Below are 22,472 nucleotides of genomic sequence, written 5' to 3'. Positions count from 1 at the left end.
ATCATTCAAGTCTACGCGTATTGCATCTGAATTAAAACCCCTAACCAGGATATATTTAGTTTTGCTCTCAATCATCATGAGCACATACGCCAAAGCGTAAATAAAGGTTGAGAGGGTAAATCGCTAAAGTAACGTTAATTTGCTACAAACTTCCCTGTTTGCGGTAGAAATTAGATGAGATTCATTAACGCGCCCGCCGAGATGAAAGTGACGACCAACCAGATAATGGGCAGTTTTATTTGCTTCATTAAGAAAAAGCCAAAAAGTACCAACGCGATATCGATTGGCGCAAATACCGCACTGATAAACACAGGTTGATATAAAGCCGCCGCTAATAGTCCGACAACCGCAGCGTTAACGCCAGTGAGTGCGCCTGCTACTTTTGGTTTTTGTGCCAGTGCCTGCCAGTTTTTTAGCACCGCGAGCAGCAGTAAAAAGCCAGGCAAGAAGACTGCGATGGTTGCAATTAATGCCCCCATAATTGGACTGCTGGGTAGCAGCTCATAACCTATGTAGGTTGCAAAGGTAAACATGGGTCCAGGCACTGCTTGTGCGGCCGCATACCCAGTTAAAAAGGCATCTTGGCTAAGCTGATCGCCAACAATATTTTGCAGTAAAGGGAGGACAACATGGCCTCCACCAAATACCAAGCTACCCGCTTGATAAAAGTCATTGAATAAAGCAATTGACGGCAAAATATGTGCGGCGAGAGGCAATCCAACCAACAGCGCGATAAACAAGCACAGTGGCACATAGCTAGGTTTAAATGTGGCATTTGCTTGTTCCGTAGCTGCGTTTTTTAAATAGCAGGCACCAATAATGGCTGCGATGGATAGGACCGCGATTTGCATCAAGATACTGGGGGCGATAAGCAAAGCAATGGCGGTGACTAAGCAGAGGCTAGTGGTGAGGGTGTTTTTACAAAAGTTTTTGTACATACCCCAAGCTGCGTCAGCAACAACGACGACGGCTAATAACTTTAAGCCATGGACGATGCTTTGAAATACATCGTGCTGTGTTACTTGGCTTGCCACAACAGCTAACCCGATCATGATTAATACAGAGGGCAGCGTGAAGCCTAAAAAGGCTGCGAGCGCACCGGACAATCCGCCGCGTTTGTAACCGAGCGCAAACCCTACTTGGCTAGAACCGGGACCTGGTAAGAACTGACTTAAGGCAACAATTTGACCATATTCGTGGTCATCTAGCCATTTGAGCTTTTCGACAAAGGTTTGTCTAAAGTAGCCAATATGTGCTGCGGGTCCGCCGAAGCTAACCCAGCCGAGCATAAAAAAGAGTTTAAATATGGTAAACATGTTTGGCACCGTGTTGGATGCTGCTGTTGAGAATGCCGCTAGGTTAGAAAATGCATTATAATTAATCAAATTAATAGTATTGATTATAAATATGAATAATATGGGATTAGGATGAGTTTTACAGATGTGCCGTGGCGCAATATCGATTTAAACCTACTGGTTGCTTTTGCTTATTTGTATCGATATCAAAGTGTGAGTATTGCCGCTGAAAAAAGCTATGTGAGCCAATCGGCAATGAGCCATAGTTTATCTCGATTACGAACCTTATTTGCTGATGTATTATTTGAGCGCAAAGGACATAAAATGATGGCCACAGAGCGTGCTCATCAATTAGCCCCCACGGTTAACAAGTTACTCGATTGTGTGAGCAACGACCTTTTAACCAGTGCCCCATTTGACCCTGCTGACTATGACGGTATCTGTCGTATTGGCCTCACTGATTATGCCGAGTTTATATTTGCGCCAGCCATTTTTGATGCCATCAGATTACAGGCTCCAAAGGCGCAGGTAAGCTTTGTGAACGTCAATCGCAGCAATTACCTTGCTTTGGCTGAGCAGGAAAAACTCGATATCGTCATTGGCAGTATTACTGCGCCTGATCCCGCTTTTCAATCCCAGCATTTATACACAGAAAGGCATGTATGTATTGCTGACCCGCATTGCATCGCATTTGAGCAAGGTTTATCAAAATATGACTTTGCCAATATTGAACATGCGCTAGTTAGTCCAGATGGGCGCCTAGCAACGGGGGTTGATGATACACTGCAAGCTGAGGGATTAAATCGCAAAGTCACGGTGGCAACACGCAATTTTATGACCATTCAAAGCTTGCTCAAAGGTCGCAAGTTGATCGCCATCGTGCCGAAGAAAATGGCTGATGTCGCTTGCGATCAGAACCTGCTGCGTTATTTTGACCCGCCGATAAGGGTGCCTGATTTTGATATTTCGATACTGTGGTTTCAACGCAAAAACAGTGATGATAAAAGCATATGGCTTAGATCATTGTTGATGTCATTAATGGCACAGCAATAACTGGCCGCCACACTGGATGGCGGCTTGTATTTTTATTGCATGCGTTTAATGGTGATAAAACCGATGTTTTCGCCACTGTTAAAATGTACGCCCTCGGTGAAGTCCGTATCGCTTCTTGCACTATTAAGCAAAGTTATTGGGGTTTGTGGATCTGTGGTTGAGTCTGCTGCACTAAACGTAACGCCATTGTCACTGCCTGCATCATACACTTTAAGCTGTATAGTTTGCTCGTCTACCCATTGGTTGTCATTAAAAAGCAATAGGCTGTCTATCCCGATAAACCAATCCGGACTCGGTGCGACCATAGAGACAATGCTCAGGTGAGGATAAGTTTGGCTTGCCTCAAAGGTCAGCGTCACACTTTTACTGCCATGGGGGATCCCGGCTTCATCAATCAGGTAGCTGGAATGACCAAGGTTTTGTATATCACTGGTCTCGCCTTTAAGTAGCGTTTTAGACCCTGTTTCTGCCATGCTGACAATACCGGCGCTTGCTGTGCTGTCGCGCTGAAAAATACGCCCTTGATCATTGTGTATTAATCCGATCATGGGGGAGAAATGGGTGCCATTAGGGTAATTGGTTGGAAAAGTGGTTAGCTCCCAAGTTTGGGTAAATTTTAACTCATAGGTTACTGAGGTCGCAGCGGGAGCCGGAGTCGAGGTATCTGAAGACGAAGTGGTTGAGGACGTCGTTGTCGTTGAGGTTGTGGTATTTTGCGATGCCGAATCATTGGTGGGCGTCGAGGCGGGCGACGAGCTGCTGCTGCCTCCGCATGCGGTTAATCCAAATACCATAAACAAAGATGCTAATTTAAGCGGATGTACCATAGTCAAGCCCTCAAGCGGTGAAGTCGTCATCTTTTCAACAGACCTTATAAAACGTGATCCACTTTCAAACTTTTGTGCTTTTTTTGAACAAAAGATTAAATCCTAATGGCGTTTTGCATGATCTCACGTCCCTCGGTCTCCACATACGTTAAAAACACACTGGCGATAGGTGACAGCGTTTTGCGTTTGGTCCATGAAAATGACCATTTAGATCGAATGGGTAAAGACTCGACATTGATGACATTAACATCATGGATCTCACCAAAGGCTAGCGTGTGAGACGATAAAATAGAAACCCCAAGACGTGATAATACGGAGTGAATAATGGCTTCATTACTGGCAATCGTCATTTTTATGTTTGGCGTCACAGTTTGGTTTTTGAAAAATGCTTCTGTGGCGTAACGGGTTCCCGAACCCGATTCTCGAATGAGGAAGTCCTCTTGGCAAAACTCCTCTAATGATACGGTGTCTTTTTGGCTAAATGGATGAGAAGCGGGCGCTATGGCGACTAAGTCATTGGACATAAATTCAATGACTTCTAAATCTAGTCCTTCAGGCAGGTGGCTGAATACATAAAAGTCATCTAGTCCTTGCTCAAGGCGCTCAATGACTTGCTGTCTATTGGCCACCGTAAATTGAATATCTATGCCTGGATATCGTTCGCAAAAGGGCCCAAGTAAGTGCGGGATAAAGTATTTAGCCGTGGTGACGCTGGATAGCCTCAACGTACCTGACTTGAGCCCTCGTAGGTTAGAGAGGTGCATGTCTAACTCTTCGCAACTTTGCAATATTTGCTTTGCCGTCGCAACGGTGGCAAGGCCTGCATCGGTAAATTTTAGCTGTTTACCGACTTGCTCATAAAGCGGTAAACCAATTGCTTCAGCCAGTTTTTTTAGCTGCATTGACACTGTTGGTTGAGTTAAAAACAGCTTTTCTGATGCCGCTTTGACACTACCACCTTGGTGTAGCGCTAAGAGAATTTCAAGTTGTCTGAAAGTCCCGATATGGGCATGTAATCTTGAAGCCATATTGCAACTAAATCCTTAAATTAGAGTTTTATCTATGGTTATATTAGTTACTATCTATTTTTATCTATATTTGGACTTTTGTAAAATCCTCAAAAATACAGAGGAGAGAGTTATGACATTTAAAAGTTTGGCATTACCTTTAATAACGTGCTTCAGTCTGTTGGCATTTTCGTATTTGAGCAGTGTACTTGGTCATGGCAGTACGGGTTTTATTCTGCTGGCTTTATCAATTTTCAGTTTTTCAATCGTCAGTTTTATACAGTCTTCACGTGATAGCCACACACCAATGCGCGCCTCATCTCGCCAGTTAAAAGAGGCAAAGTAGGTTATGATAGATGCGGTCGTCGCTTTTTTTTTACTGGGGATCATTGCGCAATTATTAGGTGCAAAAATCCCCTTTCCTGATGGGTTATATAAAACACTCAGTCTTTTTTTGATGGTCGCGATTGGTCTAAAAGGCGGTATCGCATTACAGCAGCATGTCGATCCTGCACTGTTAACCATGTCTATCGCCGTTGTGGCCTTTGGTTTATTGTTACCACTCGTTGCTTACCCATTATTACGCTATTTTGGTCAGTTAGATAAAATGAATGCAGGCGCCATTGCTGCGCATTATGGCTCGGTCAGTGTGGCCACTTATGCTGTTGCTGTCGCTTTACTTGAAGCGGGCGATATCGCATATGAAGCTTATTTCCCCTTGTTTGTGGTGTTGTTAGAGATGCCTGCGATCTTGGTTGGATTAGTACTCGCCAAAGGTAACTTGAAGGTCATAAACCGTGCTTTTATTAAAAAAGAGCTGGTGGCTAACCAAAGTATTTTACTCATGGTGGGCAGCTTGGTGATTGGCTTTGTTGGCGGCGATAGCGTGCAAAAACTTACGCCATTTTTTGTTGAGCTATTCTCAGGCGTATTAGCGCTATTCTTATTAAAAATGGGATTGGTGGCAGGTGAGCAATTAGGCACTTTAAAGAAGAACAGTTTGTTTTTAATCAGTTTTGCGATATTGATGCCGATGTTAGGTGGTTTAGCTGGGACTGGTTTGGGCGTGCTATTGGAGCTAAGCGCGGGAGGTATTACACTGATGGCTGTATTGGGGGCGAGTGCTTCGTATATTGCGGTCCCTGCGGCAATGAAAGAGAGCTTACCTGAAGCCAATGCCGGTATGTCTATCACAGCGTCACTGGGTATCACTTTTCCATTCAATGTGCTGTTGGGCGTACCATTTTTCATCGCTTTGGGACAATACCTGGGCGCTTAAGCATTTAGCATTTTGATGCCATTTGGGATTAATTAACGGTTTTATGCTGACGTCTTTCGGGCGTCAGTGTAAATTAGGCACACAGCAATGAAGAAAGTACTTTAGGTTAATACTTGTGCCGGAAAAAAACTTATTAAAAGCGGAACGCGTAGCGTATATCTTGGCAGATTTACAAGCACGTTATCCAAAGCCTCCTATTCCTCTGGATCATAAAGACCCTTATACCTTGCTAGTGGCCGTTTTACTCTCTGCGCAATGTACTGATGAGCGCGTGAATCAGGTGACGCCATCGCTATGGCAACTGGCAGATAACCCCTTTGATATGGCCAAGCAATCGGTTGAAGATATTAAGCAGATCATCCGGCCGTGTGGTTTATCGCCGCAAAAATCAAAAGCCATCAAAAAGCTTTCTGAAATCTTAGTTGCAGAATATGGCGGCATTGTGCCCGAAGATATGGATGCATTGGAAACGCTACCTGGGGTGGGGCATAAAACGGCAGGGGTGGTGATGGCGCAGGCATTTGGTGTCCCCGCTTTCCCTGTGGATACCCATATTCATCGCTTAGCCCAGCGCTGGGGATTGACCAATGGTAAAAACGTGGCGCAAACAGAAAAAGATTTAAAGCGACTGTTTCCCAAAGAATGCTGGAATGATCTGCATTTGCAGTTTATTTATTATGGCCGAGAGTTTTGTACAGCCAGAGGCTGTGACGGTACGGTTTGCCCCATGTGCACGACTTGCTATCCTAATCGCAAGCGACCTAAAGTGGTTAAAAAGCCTTAATTATTTAGTCTTGGTGGTTGGCGTGCTTACCTAGAAGCACGCATAGCGAAAAAACCAAACGTCACACTGACAACTTAGAGCTCATCAAGTTGTTGATGGATAGAGTGCACCAACTCTTTTGGGATGCAAAGTTGATTAGCCAGAGTTTGCAAATATTGCTGTGAAATCGTTTGCTGCAGATCGATGGCACTGGCACTGGCAGCATAAACTTCAATGCCTGTTTGTGCATTAGGCACTGCTTGCACCAGCTCAGAGAGACTCATGGGTTGTCTTAATTCATCAAATAACATGGCTTTTTCTTGCACGCTGAGCGTCATGGTTTCAACTTGGGCAAATATTTTCTGGCGCTCATTGTCATCTATGTGCCCATCTGCATAAGCTGCTGCTATCATGGCCCGCATAAGTAAGAGTTGCCCAGAGCCACTTTCATCTTCGATAACCTGTTCGAAGCTGTGCTCTTGTATGGTGGCAGGTTTAAAATCGAAGTGACGCGCTGGTTGTGAGCGTGTTGCCATGGCTTTATCAAAGGCTGCGCTATCTCGCTTTTGTGCAGCTACTTCATTTTGTTCGCTATATTGCTTGTAAGCTTTCCAAGCGAGTCCGCCTACAGCTGAAAGCGCGCCATATTTTACGGCTTTTTTACCCGTTTTTTTGCCTTTTTTACTGCTTAATAAGCTACTTACACCGCCGCCAGCAACGCCGCCCAGTAAGCCACTCAATGCGCCTGATTTGTTTAAACCACTGACCAATTTTTGTAAATCTTTCATCGCGTTCTCCATTTGCTCTTATGTTTCTAGAGTAGGGCAAAGTGATCAGTTTGAGAACACTCAATTTGTTACAAATCGATTCAAATTGCATTAGTTGGTTTGCTCACACAGTAGCTCTTTTACGGGGATTTGATAAAAACGGGCAAGCTCTCTGGCGGTGCGGTGGTACACTTTACAGCCGCATTCAGCTCGTTTTAGTGTTGCGATGGAGACGCATAGGGCTTGCTCTTGGCAGGCGCAAGCCAGTTTCTCTTGGCTCAGCCCCATATTTCGTCTCAGTTGCTTAAGGATTTTACAATCCAGCTTTACTCTGCCATCCATTATTTGACTCCTTGAGTAGGGTCCTAAAGCCTAGCAATGACCGATGACTTTCGCCAATGCACTCGCCCTGAATGGGTGTGCGTTTTGGTGTACACATAAGGCGCAAAAGTTGCGTGAAATTTACGCTTTTTATCTGATACCAAAGTGATACTAAACTGATGCCAAAAAACCAACTCATTGCGCCTAGACTAGGTCGCATCTAAAGTCGCTCCACAGACTGGAGCACCCATTCATCTATGACATAAAAGGATAAAACAATGTCTGAAGCAAATCGTATTTTAGGTGGTTTTGGTCCAATCGTTTTAGCACAAGATTTTGATAAAGAGTACATCAATGCATTTGAGCATATTAACAAGCGTGATGGTGTCGAAATAAAACCTTTGGCAGCACAATCTCAAGTGGTTAATGGTAAAAACTTTGCGTTTTACTGCTTTGTTTCACCTGTGGTTGCGCCAAACGTGCCTAAAGTAAATCGCTTAGAGCTGATTGTTGTTAATCAACAAGGTGAGCACTTTACTCAATTGTCAGATCGCACATTCAGCGAGCCAGTATTAGTGCCACCGATTGGTTCTTTTGACTCAGTTGCACTGCGTGAAAACTTCACTGACGCTGAGAAAAGCGCTGCTGAGCAAATTGAGTCGTTAGTTGGCGTGAACTACATGATTTTAGCTGCGCAGCAACAAGTGGTGGCAGGATTAAACTTTGCGTTTTACTCAGTCGTTATCCCAGTGACGCCGAATGCGCAGGCTTTCTTCGCGCGTATTGATGCGCACCGTAATTTTGAAGGCAAACTGGTTGATACCGAGCTGCATCATATCAACCCTTAATTTTGCACGGCCAAGGTGTTAGGTGATGCGACACTTTGGCCTTTATCTTCTCCATCTATTCTATGAGCTGGCCAGAGACACTGGCGTTGAGGTTTGCGATTTGATCGCATTTAATACGCTTACTAATGTGTTGTGCTCACTTTGCTCATGCGCCTTTAAACTGATAGAGGTGATCTCCCCTTGTGCTGCAAGTCGAGCAATATTGACCGCGATGGCATCAACTTCAATGCGCTTGTGATTTAAATAAATACGATTTTGCTGGTCAATACGAAACTGTGGTACGACTGATTGGTTTAAGGCCTGATGTGATTTCGCGGGTTTATTAATATCAAGTACATGGGCTTTTTGAAAGCTGGCAGTCACGATAAAAAAGATAAGTAAAATAAACACAATATCGAGCATTGGGTTCATGTCTACATCCGAATTAGCAGGCGCTGTGGGCTGATATTTTTTCTTCATCATTGTCACCTTACGTCATTAAACATGGCTATTCAGTATGGGTAAAACGACACCGCGTCCAAAAAGGGGTGAAATCACCAGCAATTAAAATGCGACACGCTAGCCAGTTTGTTTTGTCTCATCGAGACGCTCAAGAATATTAATGGCACTTAAGTAAGCGTTTTTTGATGCCTGTGTGTGGCCTCCTAGGGCATTTGAAAGCTTGAAGGTATGCTTCATATCATTGAGTAGGTCATGCTTTTTCAGCTGCGAGCCGTCCATTGAAGAAGGCGCCATGAGTATCATCATTTGTGTGGTATTGATAAAGCCTGAATCGAATAACTCGCGAGACATAGCGCCAGCTTCGGCGTCTGAAATATTGTGCACATCGTATTGATTGGCAATAGATTGCCACTTTTCTTGGGCATATTTTGCGTTATCGCTGATTTGCACTTGGATGGAAGCCGATTGCATGGTGCTTTTTGGTACTTCAACGTCCGAGAGCTTGCTTGATGGGGGGTGGGGCGCATAAAAAGTATGGTGTGTGCTGTTTACATTCATAGCTTGCGTATCCTTTGCTTTCGTAGAGTGTAAAAATTAAGCAGGGTTGATGCCATGTGTTTACTGACAGTTTTATAAACTTTGTCACAATAGTGAACGTTTATCGAACAGTTTTACGAAGGTTTAAGTGGTTAAATATTAGGTACTAATCAAGCCACAAGGATGCAAAATGAAACCTTCTATTATAGTTACTGTACTCGCCACTGCTTTATCTCTTGGGACGATTGATGTGTTAGCAAGTGATGGGGCGCTATCTAAAAAAGAATTTACCAAAGTCATGCGTACTGAATTGAGCAAAGGTGAGCCGGGCGCAGCGGCGATTATTAGTAAAGAGGGAGAAGTACTATTTAAAAAAGCCATAGGACGTGGCAATTTGGAGCTCAATGTACCACTCAAAGCTAAAAGTGTTTTTAAGATTGGTTCTTTGACAAAGCAATTTACGGCCGCAGCCATTATGATATTACATGAACGTGGAAAGCTATCCATACATGATGATATTCACCAGTATGTGCCTGACTTTCCAACACAAGGGCACATCGTCACCATTGAACATTTACTCACACATACTTCAGGCATTGCTAATTTCACAGAAGACCTTGCGCTACTTTATAAAGAAGCGCCCGCACCTGCTACATTGGACGAGATCCTAGCACGGTTTGCCCAGCATCCGATGAAGTTTCAACCAGGTGACAGTGTGGCGTATTCTAACACTGGGTATGTGCTGCTTGGAAAAATCATTGAAGTAGCGAGCGGTCAGCAATATGCCGAGTTTCTAGAAGAGCATATTTTTCACAAATTAGGCATGCACAATAGCCATTATGCAGGTAGAAAAATCATTAAAAATCATGTGTCCGGGTACGATTTAGAGGGTGATGACTATGTCAATGCACATCATTTGGATACGATTTGGCCACATGGCTCTGGCGCACTGTCTTCGAATGTGTCAGACATGAGCACTTGGTATCATGCACTGGCGAATGGGCAGCTGATTTCAAAGGCAAGTTATCAAAAAATGACGGCGCCAGCTACTTTGAATGATGGCAGCGTATCTCCATATGGTTATGGCATTTGGACGTCGACTTTGGGAGATTATCAAATAGTAACCCATAATGGGGCAATCAACGGATTCAAATCAGATGCTTTATATGTGCCTGAAGAAGCACTATATGTCGCCGTGTTATCTAATAATACCAACGTTGTGCCAGAAGTTATGAGTCGTCGTTTGGCAGCCAAAGCTTTAGGTTTGAATGTGCCGAGCTTCAAGGAAGTTGTGCTCGATGAAGCGCAAATAAAGGCGTTTATAGGACAATATCAAATGCAAAATGGTGCGCATTATCAGGTTATGTGGAATGCTGAAGGCGTATTCTTGGACCGAGGGTACGGTTATTCAGAAGCCATGTTTGCTATGTCTTCAGATAGTTTCTTTTTTGAAGACAGTAATACTTATATCAAATTTACTGCCAATGGTGAGCAATATCTTCTCAATGAATATGCTAATTTTTCTTCAACTCCTATAGTGGGCCATCAAGAGTAGCTTGGCTTGCTGGGCAAGTAATGCTTTACTAACCGCTATACTGGGAAAGTTTGTATAAACACTCAGCATATCTCAGTCTAATTTCAATTTACTTACACCAATATGATCTTGTTACAGCCTGCAATCAATTTACATAGCTTGTAACAAGATCAATCTGCGTTTTTATCACTTTTACTCGTCGTGCTTTTAGGTGCTTAATTAAATAATGCAAGGAAAAACAATGAAAAAAACGATTGTAGCTAGCCTTATTTTGGCTTCTTTATTAGTGGTTGGGTTCTCTGTGTCCGCAGCTGATTCAAAGGAGGACAACGCAGAGTATCGTGCGGTGATGAAACAGGTTTTAAGCAAAGAGCAACCCGGAGCTGCAGCGCTGATAAGTAAAGAAGGAGAAGTTGTATTTAAAAAAGCCATAGGGCGAGCTAATTTAGAGTTAAATGTGCCGCTAAAAGCACACAGTGTGTTTAGAATTGGCTCAATCTCAAAGCAGTTTACTGCAGCTGCCATTTTAATATTACAAGAGCGCGGCAAACTTTCTGTACATGATAATATTCACAAGTATGTACCTGACTTCCCGACTGAGGGGCATACTGTAACCGTAGAGCAACTATTAACCCATACATCTGGTATTGCTAATTATACTGAAGATAGGGAACTGATGATGAAAGAAATACAGTCCCCTGCAACGCTAGATGAAATAATCACTCGATTTGCACAGCACCCGATGAAGTTTGCACCCGGTGAGGCGATGGCCTATTCCAATACCGGATATGTGTTGCTTGGTAAAATCATTGAGGTGGCTAGTGGGCAGACATATGCGGATTTTATCGAAGAGCACATCTTTAAAAAGTTAGGCATGGAAAACAGTCACTACGCAGGAAAGCAGATCATAAAACATCATGTTTCTGGGTATGACGCAACGCCAGCTGGTTACACTAATGCAGGCTACATCGATATGATTTGGCCCCATGGTGCAGGGGCGCTGGCTTCTAATGTATTTGACTTGAATACTTGGTTTACTGCGCTTGCAAACGGGGCGCTGATCAGTGAGCAGAGTTATCAAAAAATGTTAGCACCGGTGATATTGAATGATGGGAGTGTGTCCACATACGGCTATGGCTTATCAGTTGATACATTGGGTGACTATCAAGTGATCCGTCATAGTGGTGGGATCCACGGTTTCTTATCTGATGCGCTTTATGTGCCAGAGGAGGAGCTATATGTCACTGTGTTAACTAATTCAACTGAGCGAGATCCTAAGGTATTGAGTCAAAGGTTAGCTGCGAAGGCTTTGGATATGGACATTCCGAGCTTTAAAGCAATAGAGTTGTCAGAAGCCCAGCTACAGTCCGTCACAGGAGAATATCAGTCGGATGATGGCACTATTCGCAAAGTGGTTTACCAGCAAGGCCAGCTTTATGTGCAAATGGGGGGCTACACGGTGGCTCAGCTCGCACCAATGTCGACCAATAGTTTTTTCTCCGTAGGCAGTAACACCTATGTGACGATCACACAAAATAGTGAAGGCAAGCAGGTATTCAATCTATTTATTAATTTCTCTACAACGCCGATTGAGGCGGTGAAGCTTTAAGTTAAGTGCTTAGTGCAAAAGGCTTCCGTAGCCTTTTGCACATTGTTCGGCTGATTAATTTAACAGTGTTAACTTACTGACACTGCGCACGCCCGGATGACTCATATAGTCATTTTTAATGCCCTCAACTCTTAAGCTTTTGCCAATAAGCTGTGGGTTCAACAATGGACTAAATGTATCACGCTGAGATGATTCCAGTTTGATGTATAGCTTATTCCCCGCATTATTCGGATCGCTCAGCTCAAGCGCATACTTATTGTTAATGGGGGCAGTGATGGTGCCTGATAACACAACTGGCTGACCATTATTCATTGCTAGCACCTCTGATACTGACAGGTCATTGCCTTGGTCAGGGTTGCTGCCATTGTCGCTCGATGCTTGAGTAATACTAGATACCTGACGTATACCTGGCTGGCTCATGTAACTATCGCGTACGCCTTTGATCACAAGCGTTGCATTTAGAATATCTGGGTTCAATACTGGGCTAAATTCGGCACGTTGACTGCTTTCAAGCTTAATATTAATGGCAAAACTTGGGTCGTTCAGATCTTCTAAAACCAGTGCATAGATATTGTTTAAACCAGATTTTACGCGCCCTGTCAGTTCAATCGATTCACCTTGTGCAGTTGCCAAAGCTTGTTCAACGGACATGAAAGACGGTGCAATTTGCAAATCAGTGACATAGCGAATACCCGGCTCACCCATGTAACTATTGCGTTTACCGGTCACTATGATGTTCTGATTTAGAATCGCAGGGTTAAGCTGTGGATTAAAATCAGCCCTTTGATTGCTCTCTAACTTCACATAAATGTGCGTAGCGGGATTATTAAGGTCGCTTAGCTCTAGACCATAAATACCGTTGATGGCATTCGTGACTTTACCAATGACAACTAGTGATGTGTTTTGCGCCGCAGCGAGTGCGTCACTGACTGAGACTGTATCACCCGGTGTTGGCGTTGGATCTGGGTCTGGATCGGTTTGGCCATCGCCATAAGGGGCATTAAAAGAATTGCTTTTGTAAGTATCCGTATCCCAAGGATTAAAGCCATTTGCTGGGGTGCCCCAAGGCTGTCCATTGTTTGGATCGGACATTTCTTGGGGATCCATCGGTGTCGGTGTCGCAAAACCGCTAGTATGGCCATTTTGTCCATCAAAGTACTGGTAGCTTTCTGGCGTTGCAAGCCAGTTTATGATGTTGACGGCAAGCACTGAGGCGTGACCCGGGTCTGTCCATCCCGGGTAGGTCTTTTTGGTACTGCCGCTGTCTTGGCGACGATATTTAGGCGTGGCATCTTCAATTGGAGAGGAGTCGCCGATAAAGGCTGCTTTACCCGCACCAGATTTTGCAATCGCGACATAAGGCCCTTCGGCTTTGCCACCAAAATATAATCCGTCATCTTTGGCATGTCGCCACTTCACGGGGGTATCTGTTTCTGAAAAATAAACTAAGCCTTTGGCTTTTTGTGGGTCGACAATCGCAAGTGTCGCACCTGCGGCCATAAGAATAGGATCAACGCCTTGGGTGATCCCTTCAGTTTGTGTGCTTGGCTCTACACCACTGACGCCTTGCTTGTAGTCTACGCCATTGAAGCGAAAACGGATCCCGAAGTTTTCGACTAACCAACCAGCATAGGCTGATTTTGGATTACGCCAATCACCATAAGCGCCACCCATGTTGTATTTGCTTAAGTCTGAGCGGTTATAACCATTGAAGACTTCAGTGGCATCCCATGTATTGAGATTGCGGTCAGCATCATAATGATCGGCGACGAAAAATATCCCTTTGCCGCTTGCAACGTATTGCTCAAGCGCGGCCTGCTCTGCAAGCGTAAAAGGCCTGTTTGTTTCTGCGAGGACAAAGACGTCCGAGTCTTTAATTGCATCATAAGTAATGATGGCTTCGTTGTTTTGATTGCCTGTGCGGTCGTCAAAAAAGCGAATACGACCATCGTTATTTAGGTCAACACCGCGATACTCTTTTACCGTGTAGCCTTGCTGGACCAGTGCATCTGCAAAATCTGAAAACGCACCATCGATAACCCAGTCTGCATTGCCTTCGACACCGCCGTGGGATACGTCAAAGTATACGGTTTTACCGTTGCTGTTTGCGGCACTCGGTACTTTGACTGGTGCAGTATTATTCCAATCATAGGCGGCTGCCATGGTAAAGCCAGAATGTACAAGCAAGCCTGCACCGAGCAATACCGAAAGGGTCAGTTTATTTACAGTCATTTTTCAATTCCCGTTGGTTTGGTTTGTTGTTACAGCCAACTTCCAAATAGCTGTAGAAGAGGAGAGGTATGCGTTTGGACATACCTCAATTGGGTCTTTTTCTGGGTTTTATTATTGGTTTTGAGATAAGTTCAATAGGTACAGAGCAAAGCCGTCTTCATTGGTTTTCTCCAGTGGTTGGATATGACCAAACTGTTCACTGTAAGCTTTTGCATTGTCACTGTTAGAGGTTGTGAATTGGATCTGGACGTTTTCAATCGCCGTGAATGACCAGTTCATATCAGCTGATGGATCAAGACCTTTACCATCATTTGCCTCACTTTGATGCGTAATATAGTTTGCGACCACTTGGCGGTTTTCATCTGGTGAGTCGACCACGATTTTATCTGCACCAATCGCTGGGAAGTTACCACCGCCGGAAGCTCGATAGTTATTAGTGACAACAAGAAACTCTTGCCCATCAGCAACGGGCTTATCTTGGTAAGATAGCGCCACAATACGCTGACCATCAGAGACTTTCTCACCTTTACTGTTGTATCTTGCAGGCTGAGTGAGGTCGATTTGGTAGGTCACACCATCGATAACATCAAAGTTGTAAGACGGGAAATCTGGATTGATTAAAGACTGCATATCCGCAGAGTCTGGGTTGATTTGATTAAATTGCCCAGCAGACATTTCTAGCCACTCTTTCACCTGAGTGCCGTTTAGTTTTAGCACTTTTAGGATGTTAGGGTAAATATAAAGGTCTGCTACGTTACGATAGGCAATGTCACCTGTGGCGATGTAAGTATAGTCGTCTGCGCCGCCACGGCCTGCTCTAAATGGCGCACCTGCAGAGAGAATTGGCAGGCCTTCTAATTCAGTGCCTTGCACTATTTTTTGCGTGTACCAAGCTTGTGCATCGGTGACGATTTGAATTGAAGGGTCATCATTGACCAGCGCAAAGAAGCTGTTAACTTGATTGGTCACTTTTGCAAAAGGCTTGTTGACCCAAGTGCGGGTTTCTTCGTGCTCATGGTGCACAGCGGCTTCAACATCAGCGTCATTATCAACTAATGCAGTGATGTTTCTATCGGCATCTTGCTCAAAAATCGGCATCAAAGAAGATTGAGAATCAGTCACTTGCCAAGCACCTGCTTGATAGGTCAGGGTGACATCAATTACTCCTAAGTGATTACCCCAAAAGCCCGGCATGACCGCTGCCACACCATTGATGGTGCCTTTTTCTAGATCGATGCCTTTATCTTCCATCCCCTCGTAGCGCGAGCTTGGGAAGTTTGCATGAGCGTGACCAAACATGATTGCATCTATGCCTTCCACTTTTGATAGATGATAACTGGCGTTCTCTTTTTTATCCGTGTGTGCTGAGGTATCCAATCCTGAATGTGGAATCGCAATAATAATATCCGCGCCTTTTTCTTTCATTTCTGGCACATATTTATTGGCCATAGCAATGATGTCTTTGGCGATAACTTTACCTTCAAGGTTGGCCTTATCCCACTGCATGATCTGTGGCGGTACAAATCCGATGTAACCGACCTTTATGGTGTGTGTGTTTCCGTCATTATCTACAAATGCTTTATCTTGAATAAGGTAGGGCGAGAAAAGCGGTTCGTCGTTACTTTCATCCTCATCGCCATCGTATTTAAAGACGTTGGCTGAGATGTATGGGAAGTTGGCATCATCGATGGCTTCTTGTAAAAATTCTAAACCAAAATTGAACTCATGATTACCGATGTTTGCAACGTCATAGTCTAAGGTATTCATGGCTTTGTACACTGGATGCACTTCACCGTCTTGAAGGTTTTTAATTTTCGCCATGTAGTCACCCAGTGGACTACCCTGAATTAAGTCTCCATTGTCTACCAGTACAGAGTTTTGCACTGCATTTCTTGCTTTGTGAATTAATGCCGCAGTTTTAACCAAGCCAACCTTGTCATCTTGGCTGTCAGAAAAGTAGTTAAAGTTTAAAACATTGGCATGTAAATCTGTGGTTTCAAGTAAACGCAGCTCGATAGCGGTGCCCGCAATCACTTCTTGATTTGGCGTTTTTGCTTGTGCTTTAACATCATTATCATTTGAATCAAAACACCCGGTCAGTAATGAGCTTGCACCACATAAAATTGCCAGCGGCAGTAATCTTGTTTTCATATTCCTTTCCATTTATCGGTTTTAGTGCCGCTACTATAGAGAGCGAAAAAGACAAATAGGCTAAGGAAAAATGGCAAGTTGGTTCCAAAATTATGACAAAATAATGAGAGGCTGCTATGCATTGGCTAGATGCAGGTAAAGTTTGTTATTTCTTTAATTTTAATGACTTTTTTCATATTTTTCATCACCAAAAGTCAACTCGGTATGTATGGGGTTACGCGGTTCTGATTGAGCAGATATCAGCTCGAATAAACCGTTTAATAAGCATTGGTGTGGCTTTGTGAAGTCGATATCAAAAGCGTTGTGCCAAGGTTTTGGTGACTTTGGTTAGGTACGGAGCCGTTTGTGTTTTTAATGCGCTAGTGAATGTTCCAGCCGACGTTCGTGCGCTTTTTTCACTGAATATCAGAATCGAGCAATACTGTTTATCAATTTAAAGCACATAAATTTACTGGGTAAGTATGGGCGATGTTTATGCATGATTTCTTTGAAACATTTTGTCTGGGGCAGGCTAAACGCATCTAGTTACCTGCCTTTTGTAGAATAGATACGTTATTTGCTCACTTTCTCATTAAATCGGGTATACCCTTTGTGCGCTATTTTCCACTTGCCTTCTACCTCGAGAAAAAATAAATAGTCTGTATAGGCGATACCTGTTTCAATATTGACGTTATAAACTTTTGCGATTGCAGAGTCGCGAGTGATGTCAATAAAGTAGATTTTTGTTTTTAACTTTTCTGGCTCACGAGATTTTAACCCTTCCGCTAATTTACTGCCTTCAAATTTCCAAGGTTTCCCTCTGACATTACCTATCATATCCATATTCGGCAAAAAAACGTTGTGTAAATTTTCCGCTTTTGCTTCGGAAAATGCTTGGAAATAGGTATGGATAACTTCTCTGATTTCTACTTCATCGTCGGTTTTAGCCCAGCTAATAGAGGTATGAAGTAGCGTGAGGAATAATAAGCAATATCGCGTTGCAGTTTTCATGTATAAATCCTTCTTCTTTATAGTTAGTATCATCTTATGATGCTTTAGGGGCATCTTTAATAGCCTAGACTGTTAATATATAAGGAACAAGTCGCGCTGGCTCAAAAAATAGGCAGTCTAACGATAAATTAAAAGAGGCATGGACGTGATAAACTTGAAGTGGATGACCGAAAATAGGTCATCCAATGGTTTTTTCGGGCTATAAATTACCGTCATTAACCAATTGATGAAGCTCCTCAAGTGAAGCCGCAATTTTTACGCCCGGGACATTAGTACCGATGGTTGCTTCAAATGACCCCTCAACTTGTGAGCGAAATGAGGTAAAAGAAATGCGGTAGACGCCACGAACAAGTGATTCCGTAGGGTTGTTTAAGTTTGTGGTTTGTCTTAACAGTGAGTTGTAGTATGCCCCACTTGGGTTAGCGGGTAATTCTCGCGTGTCATCATTGTACCCCAGCGGTTGCAGCACTTTTCCGCCCTGAGCAATGCTTTTACTATCGATGATATTCATACGATCAAACACAATGTAAGTATCGAAAAACTTTGCTTTGTCTTTTTCCATACCCGGTGCAAAGTTGGTATGGACAAAGTCCTTATCCGTTGGCTGTGATTCAACGGGAGATTGCATTGAAATACCAATTTCATCTACAGCCGCTGGTACCCAAGCATATAAGTAATAGGTATCTTTGCCTTTATACACGCCCTCAGGCTGTACAGTGGCATCAACGTAGCCAAAATAATTCACGTAATTGGCATAAGGAGCGCGCACTTCCAGTGGTCCAACCCCTTCAGAAATAGAGCTTTTTAAATAGGGTGACGATGAAGTACTCATACATGCAGTTAAAGTAGTGAGAGAAAGTACAGCAATTACCTTTCCAGTGGATTTAAGCGTCATTAAATAACTCCTTGTTCTGATTAAAATCAAAGCAAGCATAGTTGTGTTTTAAGGCATTGCAATGTGAATTGGGTGGTTTTTTTCTTACAGAGAGGATGCCGGTATTTTACGTGATTAAATGCTTTATTCGGACAGGTGTTTTAGGTACATTGAATATAAATCAAAAGGGATAAATACCAATCACTTAGTGGATTTGATGCAAGTAGATCTGCAATGTGTCAATGCACTATTTAGCTGTGGAGAAGCAATCATGTCAAAGGTAGTCATCATACTTGGTGGGTATGGTAATTTTGGTAAACGCATTGCTGAGTCATTATCACATCATGACATTACTTTGCTGATAGCAGGAAGAAACGAGGCTAAGGCACAGCAATGTATTGCACAGCTGCAAAACCAATCACGTGCAGTGCTCAAACCTTGGCAAGTGGATATTCACGCAGATGACTTTACCGAGCGACTTGCTGCCCAGAATCCTTTTATGGTGATCCATACCAGTGGACCTTACCAAGGTCAGAATTATACAGTGCCGCAAGCGTGTATTGCTTCTGGTGCTCATTACATAGATTTGGCCGATGATAGACGGTATGTGTGCGATATTAGCGCTCTTGATAGGGCTGCGAGCACTAAAGGGGTGTTGATTGTCAGCGGTGCCAGCTCAGTACCTGGGTTATCCTCAGCTGTCATTGATAAATACTCAATTGCTTTCAAGAGTATTCAAAGTATCGATATTGCCATTGCTCCGGGAAACCAAGCGCAAAGAGGTGTGGCGACAATTGCAGCCATTTTAACCTATACAGGTCATCCATTTGAGGTGTTTAAAGAGGGACGGTGGCAATCAATCCATGGTTGGATGGATGCAAAGAGTCATGACTTTGGAGGTATCGCCAAACGCCGACTTTTAGCCAATGTCGATGTGCCAGATTTGGCACTTTTCCCTAAGCGGTATGCTGTCGCTGATCGAGTGAGCTTTCAAGCCGGGTTGGAGCTGCCATTGTTGCATTGGGGCATGGTGGGGATGGCTGCATTAGCTAAGTGGGGCATAGTAAAAAATTGGTCTCCACTTGCAAAACAGTTAGATAAACTGAGTAATTGCTTTTTACATTTTGGTAGTGATATTGGTGCTATGGAAGTATCTATATCAGGGCTAGCAGAGAGTGAAAAACCGCGTAAAGTGATTTGGCGTCTGTATGCTCCAAATGGACAAGGGCCTTATATTCCAACACTTTCCACCATTATTATTGCAAAAAAGCTCCTCAATGAAACACTGGATAAAACGGGGGCGCTTCCCTGTTCAGGGTTGTTAGAGTTATCTGAATTTGAGCCGTATTTTGAAACATTTGAAATATATCAAAAGACGCAAGTGGAGGAGTGATGGAACCGTACTTTATCGCAAAGTTTATTCATATTTTGGCCGCGATAGTGGTGATGGGGACAGGCGCGGGCATTGCTTTTTTTATGTTTATGGCGAATCGCTCCAATAATCCTCAAGCAATTTATGTGACAACTCAGCATGTTGTTTTAGGAGATTGGTTATTCACAACCCCAGCGGTGATCACGCAAATAATCAGTGGCCTATACTTGATGCATTTGCTCGGTTACGCTTTTGACTCTCCTTGGTTTTTAACGGTTGCAGGGCTGTTTGCGTTCATAGGCTTGTGCTGGCTTCCAGTGTTGAAAATACAGTATCGCCTGCGTGCGTTGGCACAGATCGAAGTGCAAAAAGGTGAAGTCTCCGCCGAGTTTAAAAAACTGATGCGACGGTGGACGTTATTGGGTATTCCTGCATTTGCAGCCATTTTGATTTTACTTGCCTTGATGGTATTTAAGCCTTTATCGGTCGTGTGATTATGATAATGAAAGCCCATAAACTTGACTTGTATGCGAGTTATAGCTTGGCGTTTGTTTGGGTGTTTACCGGTCTTACATCGGTATTTTTTGCCCCAGAGGTTGGTTTTGATATTTTGGCAAGCGCAGATATTACTGGGCTTGTTGCACAGGCGGCTGTGTATGGCGGTGGCGCACTGGACGTTGCGCTCGGGCTGTGGGTTTTGACACGTCGCTACGTCAGACTATGTTGCTTGGTGCAGGTGAGTGTGATCCTCATGTACAGTGCTCTTTTGACTCTTATTGATGCTTCATTTTGGTTGCACCCTTTTGGTCCAGTGACTAAAAACTTCCCTATCATCGTACTTATTATGTGTGTTTATCACAATGCCGCTGAAAGTGAGAAGTAGCACGATTTATGTGTTCGGTATATTCGATGTTTTGAATATTATCCGCCATCTATCTATATTTTATAAGTATCGGAACAGTGAGGAGGTGGTGTGCGAACAGCTGCTCAGTTTATCTTGGTTGGACTGTTATCCAGTTCAGTGGTTGCGGCACCGCTTGATGAGATAATCAAAGAGGCGGAGGATTACTTGCGTGTCGAACCTTCCCGCTCATTAAAGCTACTCAACGCGATACCACATGTGCATTCGTTAACGGACATCCAGCAATTGAGGTGGCATATAGCGGCCATGCGAGCGTCAGTACCCACGGGAGATATGACGCAGCTAATAGATTCTTTAGAGGTGATCTTTCACCACCAAAAACACCCTTATTTTATTGATAAACTGGTTTCTATCACCAGTGCGACAGGTATTTGGCTGCGAAAAAATCACTATATCAATGATGCGCAAGCCAGCCTTGAATGTTCTTACAAGCATGCCATCAATGATCGTCAAAAACTGACGATAACTAATAGCCTCGCGTTGCTTGCACGGCAGCTTGATGAGTTAGAAAAAGCCAAGTCGTTATATGTCAAAGCGAAACGCCTTGCACGTATCGCGGATAGGAAAAATTTACTGGCAATCATAGAGAATAACCAAGGCATGATAGCGTTAGAGGAGGGAAATATTGGGCAAGCTGAACAGCACTTTAGAATCGCGTTAGCTGGGTATCAAAATATAGATAAGCGTTCAGGTCAAATATCAGCGGGTATTAATTTATTGTTTGTTTTTGCTGTTCAGCAGCAGTGGGTGAATTTCCAAAGGCTGTATAGCCCGACTGAAACCTTGGCACAGGCTTTTCCCAACAAAGCTAAACAGGCATTATTATTATGGCTTAATACCCGTTTTAAACATATGCATGGAGAGCCTTTATCTCGAGAAGAAAAAGCGCAGCTTATCAGTGCGTATAACCAATTAGATGACGATAGAATTAGAGCCTTGGTATTGCTACATTTAACCTCAGGCATGGATATATCAGTCCCAGTGATTGAGAAGCCGAAAATCAAACGTTTTAATCGCCCCTGGTTCGAAAAAGTAAAGCGCTGTGAATGGTAATTGAATGTTTATTTTTGGCTGGGCTAACATACTTATCAATGCCGTACAGCAAACGCGGCATTCATTAACAGGGGAATCGGCTAGAGATTAATAATCTTGACACCAGCCACGTGTATTACAGCCTTTGTATGGCGTTGTGATACATGGCCCATTCGTCCAACATGGCATTTGACCAGACTGACACCAATAATCTTTAGATTCAATGGCACCGCCCCCTACTTGCTTTGTCGCATCGGAGTTAATTTGTTTTTGGCTAAGTTGCTTAATGCCTTTTTTATTTAATTTTAATTTCATGCTATATCCTTTTGTTTGTTTTTTGTACTGCGCAATAAGAGTCACAATTTACCCAATATCAGTCAATTGCAATTTTTTGATAATCGTACTTTTAGCTTAGTTGGTATGTGGATTGCTAGCGTTTAATTGTTGATGATGTGACCATGAAATGACACAAATACACTCAGTCATCGGGTGTGGTAGTGATTAGTCGCAGTTGCTTTGAATCGCAGTTCAGTTTAAGGCATCTTAGAATTGACGATAAAATTGATATAACATAACAAAACCAATCGCCTTAAGAGGGATGCCTTAGGTATTCAGGCG

The 22,472-nt window shown here is 43.4% G+C and carries 23 protein-coding genes; 11 read left to right on the top strand and 12 right to left on the bottom strand.

Going from position 1 to position 22,472, the window contains the following annotated elements:
• Nucleotides 1–170: 170 nt before the first annotated feature.
• Nucleotides 171–1,316, bottom strand: a complete 1,146-nt coding sequence (chrA, locus tag N477_RS03125) for a chromate efflux transporter (protein ID WP_063361142.1) — start codon at nucleotides 1,314–1,316, stop codon at nucleotides 171–173.
• Nucleotides 1,317–1,427: 111 nt separating this feature from the next.
• Here chrA and N477_RS03120 point away from each other — a divergent pair, with 111 nt between their 5' ends.
• A complete protein-coding gene (locus N477_RS03120; RefSeq protein WP_063361141.1) occupies nucleotides 1,428–2,348 on the top strand; it encodes a LysR family transcriptional regulator in 921 nt (306 codons plus the stop codon).
• A gap of 32 nt (nucleotides 2,349–2,380) precedes the next feature.
• On the opposite strand, the gene N477_RS25555 is transcribed toward N477_RS03120, so the two are convergent.
• Both N477_RS25555 and N477_RS03105 read right to left on the bottom strand, forming a co-directional pair.
• Complete coding sequence (locus tag N477_RS25555) at nucleotides 2,381–3,205, bottom strand: spondin domain-containing protein (protein WP_231098073.1); 825 nt, start codon at nucleotides 3,203–3,205, stop codon at nucleotides 2,381–2,383.
• A gap of 65 nt (nucleotides 3,206–3,270) precedes the next feature.
• Nucleotides 3,271–4,203 carry a LysR family transcriptional regulator gene (locus N477_RS03105; RefSeq protein ID WP_039611997.1) on the bottom strand — a complete coding sequence of 311 codons (933 nt, stop codon included), beginning with the start codon at nucleotides 4,201–4,203 and terminating at the stop codon, nucleotides 3,271–3,273.
• Between the two features lie 112 nt (nucleotides 4,204–4,315).
• On the opposite strand from N477_RS03105, the gene N477_RS03100 reads away from it, so the two are divergent.
• The 3 genes from N477_RS03100 (at nucleotide 4,316) to nth (ending at nucleotide 6,245) form a co-directional block, all read left to right on the top strand.
• Nucleotides 4,316–4,528 (top strand): hypothetical protein, encoded by a 213-nt coding sequence (locus N477_RS03100; RefSeq protein ID WP_063361138.1) that lies wholly within the window; start codon nucleotides 4,316–4,318, stop codon nucleotides 4,526–4,528.
• Between the two features lie 3 nt (nucleotides 4,529–4,531).
• Nucleotides 4,532–5,461, top strand: a complete 930-nt coding sequence (locus tag N477_RS03095; RefSeq protein WP_063361137.1) for a sodium-dependent bicarbonate transport family permease — start codon at nucleotides 4,532–4,534, stop codon at nucleotides 5,459–5,461.
• Between the two features lie 115 nt (nucleotides 5,462–5,576).
• Entirely contained in the window at nucleotides 5,577–6,245 is a 669-nt protein-coding gene (gene nth, locus N477_RS03090; RefSeq protein ID WP_063361136.1) for an endonuclease III, read from the top strand.
• Between the two features lie 74 nt (nucleotides 6,246–6,319).
• On the opposite strand, the gene N477_RS03085 is transcribed toward nth, so the two are convergent.
• The gene (locus tag N477_RS03085; RefSeq protein WP_063361135.1) at nucleotides 6,320–7,012 is read right to left on the bottom strand and encodes a tellurite resistance TerB family protein; all 693 of its coding nucleotides are present in this window, start codon (nucleotides 7,010–7,012) and stop codon (nucleotides 6,320–6,322) included.
• 90 nt (nucleotides 7,013–7,102) lie between these two features.
• Nucleotides 7,103–7,333: a helix-turn-helix domain-containing protein gene (locus N477_RS03080; protein WP_063361134.1), complete on the bottom strand. Its 231-nt coding sequence runs from the start codon at nucleotides 7,331–7,333 to the stop codon at nucleotides 7,103–7,105.
• A 257-nt stretch (nucleotides 7,334–7,590) separates the two neighbouring features.
• Between N477_RS03080 and N477_RS03075 the strand changes: the two genes are divergently transcribed.
• Entirely contained in the window at nucleotides 7,591–8,160 is a 570-nt protein-coding gene (locus N477_RS03075; protein WP_039611992.1) for a hypothetical protein, read from the top strand.
• A 60-nt stretch (nucleotides 8,161–8,220) separates the two neighbouring features.
• Here N477_RS03075 and N477_RS03070 read toward each other — a convergent pair whose 3' ends face one another.
• Both N477_RS03070 and N477_RS03065 read right to left on the bottom strand, forming a co-directional pair.
• The gene (locus N477_RS03070) at nucleotides 8,221–8,622 is read right to left on the bottom strand and encodes an ExbD/TolR family protein (protein ID WP_081216392.1); all 402 of its coding nucleotides are present in this window, start codon (nucleotides 8,620–8,622) and stop codon (nucleotides 8,221–8,223) included.
• Nucleotides 8,623–8,718: 96 nt separating this feature from the next.
• Nucleotides 8,719–9,159, bottom strand: coding sequence for a hypothetical protein (locus N477_RS03065; RefSeq protein WP_063361132.1), 441 nt, complete (start codon nucleotides 9,157–9,159; stop codon nucleotides 8,719–8,721).
• A gap of 169 nt (nucleotides 9,160–9,328) precedes the next feature.
• Here N477_RS03065 and N477_RS03060 point away from each other — a divergent pair, with 169 nt between their 5' ends.
• Nucleotides 9,329–10,693 carry a serine hydrolase domain-containing protein gene (locus N477_RS03060; protein WP_063361131.1) on the top strand — a complete coding sequence of 455 codons (1,365 nt, stop codon included), beginning with the start codon at nucleotides 9,329–9,331 and terminating at the stop codon, nucleotides 10,691–10,693.
• A gap of 220 nt (nucleotides 10,694–10,913) precedes the next feature.
• On the top strand, nucleotides 10,914–12,281 hold the full coding sequence (locus N477_RS03055; RefSeq protein WP_063361130.1) for a serine hydrolase domain-containing protein: 1,368 nt from the start codon (nucleotides 10,914–10,916) through the stop codon (nucleotides 12,279–12,281).
• A gap of 54 nt (nucleotides 12,282–12,335) precedes the next feature.
• On the opposite strand, the gene N477_RS03050 is transcribed toward N477_RS03055, so the two are convergent.
• The 4 genes from N477_RS03050 to N477_RS03035 all read right to left on the bottom strand — a co-directional run bounded on the left by N477_RS03050 (nucleotide 12,336) and on the right by N477_RS03035 (nucleotide 18,549).
• On the bottom strand, nucleotides 12,336–14,513 hold the full coding sequence (locus N477_RS03050) for a DUF6359 domain-containing protein (protein WP_063361129.1): 2,178 nt from the start codon (nucleotides 14,511–14,513) through the stop codon (nucleotides 12,336–12,338).
• Between the two features lie 111 nt (nucleotides 14,514–14,624).
• Nucleotides 14,625–16,664 (bottom strand): bifunctional 2',3'-cyclic-nucleotide 2'-phosphodiesterase/3'-nucleotidase, encoded by a 2,040-nt coding sequence (locus N477_RS03045; RefSeq protein ID WP_063361128.1) that lies wholly within the window; start codon nucleotides 16,662–16,664, stop codon nucleotides 14,625–14,627.
• Nucleotides 16,665–17,216: 552 nt separating this feature from the next.
• Nucleotides 17,217–17,654 carry a nuclear transport factor 2 family protein gene (locus N477_RS03040; protein ID WP_063361127.1) on the bottom strand — a complete coding sequence of 146 codons (438 nt, stop codon included), beginning with the start codon at nucleotides 17,652–17,654 and terminating at the stop codon, nucleotides 17,217–17,219.
• Between the two features lie 199 nt (nucleotides 17,655–17,853).
• Nucleotides 17,854–18,549: a LipL32 family surface lipoprotein gene (locus N477_RS03035; protein ID WP_063361126.1), complete on the bottom strand. Its 696-nt coding sequence runs from the start codon at nucleotides 18,547–18,549 to the stop codon at nucleotides 17,854–17,856.
• Nucleotides 18,550–18,799: 250 nt separating this feature from the next.
• On the opposite strand from N477_RS03035, the gene N477_RS03030 reads away from it, so the two are divergent.
• The 4 genes from N477_RS03030 (at nucleotide 18,800) to N477_RS03015 (ending at nucleotide 21,875) form a co-directional block, all read left to right on the top strand.
• The gene (locus N477_RS03030; protein ID WP_063361167.1) at nucleotides 18,800–19,921 is read left to right on the top strand and encodes a saccharopine dehydrogenase family protein; all 1,122 of its coding nucleotides are present in this window, start codon (nucleotides 18,800–18,802) and stop codon (nucleotides 19,919–19,921) included.
• On the top strand, nucleotides 19,921–20,394 hold the full coding sequence (locus N477_RS03025; RefSeq protein ID WP_063361125.1) for a DUF2269 family protein: 474 nt from the start codon (nucleotides 19,921–19,923) through the stop codon (nucleotides 20,392–20,394). Before N477_RS03030 ends, N477_RS03025 begins: the two co-directional genes overlap by 1 nt.
• Nucleotides 20,395–20,402: 8 nt before the next feature.
• Nucleotides 20,403–20,783 (top strand): DoxX-like family protein, encoded by a 381-nt coding sequence (locus N477_RS03020; protein ID WP_063361166.1) that lies wholly within the window; start codon nucleotides 20,403–20,405, stop codon nucleotides 20,781–20,783.
• A 90-nt stretch (nucleotides 20,784–20,873) separates the two neighbouring features.
• Nucleotides 20,874–21,875 (top strand): tetratricopeptide repeat protein, encoded by a 1,002-nt coding sequence (locus N477_RS03015; RefSeq protein WP_081216390.1) that lies wholly within the window; start codon nucleotides 20,874–20,876, stop codon nucleotides 21,873–21,875.
• 87 nt (nucleotides 21,876–21,962) lie between these two features.
• Here N477_RS03015 and N477_RS03010 read toward each other — a convergent pair whose 3' ends face one another.
• Nucleotides 21,963–22,169 carry a hypothetical protein gene (locus tag N477_RS03010; RefSeq protein ID WP_063361124.1) on the bottom strand — a complete coding sequence of 69 codons (207 nt, stop codon included), beginning with the start codon at nucleotides 22,167–22,169 and terminating at the stop codon, nucleotides 21,963–21,965.
• Nucleotides 22,170–22,472 lie beyond the last annotated feature (303 nt).

It is taken from the genome of Pseudoalteromonas luteoviolacea H33-S, assembly GCF_001625695.1.
Taxonomy (GTDB): domain Bacteria; phylum Pseudomonadota; class Gammaproteobacteria; order Enterobacterales; family Alteromonadaceae; genus Pseudoalteromonas; species Pseudoalteromonas luteoviolacea_B.
Note: the sequence above shows the minus strand (reverse complement) of the source record. Positions and strands in the feature narration are given on the sequence as shown.

Coding starts and splice junctions, on each gene's coding strand:
- chrA (WP_063361142.1), bottom strand. CDS start 1,316: ATGTTTACCATATTTAAACTCTTTTTTATGCTCGGCTGGGTTAGCTTC.
- N477_RS03120 (WP_063361141.1), top strand. CDS start 1,428: ATGAGTTTTACAGATGTGCCGTGGCGCAATATCGATTTAAACCTACTG.
- N477_RS25555 (WP_231098073.1), bottom strand. CDS start 3,205: ATGACGACTTCACCGCTTGAGGGCTTGACTATGGTACATCCGCTTAAA.
- N477_RS03105 (WP_039611997.1), bottom strand. CDS start 4,203: ATGGCTTCAAGATTACATGCCCATATCGGGACTTTCAGACAACTTGAA.
- N477_RS03100 (WP_063361138.1), top strand. CDS start 4,316: ATGACATTTAAAAGTTTGGCATTACCTTTAATAACGTGCTTCAGTCTG.
- N477_RS03095 (WP_063361137.1), top strand. CDS start 4,532: ATGATAGATGCGGTCGTCGCTTTTTTTTTACTGGGGATCATTGCGCAA.
- N477_RS03085 (WP_063361135.1), bottom strand. CDS start 7,012: ATGAAAGATTTACAAAAATTGGTCAGTGGTTTAAACAAATCAGGCGCA.
- N477_RS03080 (WP_063361134.1), bottom strand. CDS start 7,333: ATGGATGGCAGAGTAAAGCTGGATTGTAAAATCCTTAAGCAACTGAGA.
- N477_RS03075 (WP_039611992.1), top strand. CDS start 7,591: ATGTCTGAAGCAAATCGTATTTTAGGTGGTTTTGGTCCAATCGTTTTA.
- N477_RS03070 (WP_081216392.1), bottom strand. CDS start 8,622: ATGATGAAGAAAAAATATCAGCCCACAGCGCCTGCTAATTCGGATGTA.
- N477_RS03065 (WP_063361132.1), bottom strand. CDS start 9,159: ATGAATGTAAACAGCACACACCATACTTTTTATGCGCCCCACCCCCCA.
- N477_RS03060 (WP_063361131.1), top strand. CDS start 9,329: ATGAAACCTTCTATTATAGTTACTGTACTCGCCACTGCTTTATCTCTT.
- N477_RS03055 (WP_063361130.1), top strand. CDS start 10,914: ATGAAAAAAACGATTGTAGCTAGCCTTATTTTGGCTTCTTTATTAGTG.
- N477_RS03050 (WP_063361129.1), bottom strand. CDS start 14,513: ATGACTGTAAATAAACTGACCCTTTCGGTATTGCTCGGTGCAGGCTTG.
- N477_RS03045 (WP_063361128.1), bottom strand. CDS start 16,664: ATGAAAACAAGATTACTGCCGCTGGCAATTTTATGTGGTGCAAGCTCA.
- N477_RS03040 (WP_063361127.1), bottom strand. CDS start 17,654: ATGAAAACTGCAACGCGATATTGCTTATTATTCCTCACGCTACTTCAT.
- N477_RS03035 (WP_063361126.1), bottom strand. CDS start 18,549: ATGACGCTTAAATCCACTGGAAAGGTAATTGCTGTACTTTCTCTCACT.
- N477_RS03030 (WP_063361167.1), top strand. CDS start 18,800: ATGTCAAAGGTAGTCATCATACTTGGTGGGTATGGTAATTTTGGTAAA.
- N477_RS03025 (WP_063361125.1), top strand. CDS start 19,921: ATGGAACCGTACTTTATCGCAAAGTTTATTCATATTTTGGCCGCGATA.
- N477_RS03020 (WP_063361166.1), top strand. CDS start 20,403: ATGAAAGCCCATAAACTTGACTTGTATGCGAGTTATAGCTTGGCGTTT.
- N477_RS03010 (WP_063361124.1), bottom strand. CDS start 22,169: ATGAAATTAAAATTAAATAAAAAAGGCATTAAGCAACTTAGCCAAAAA.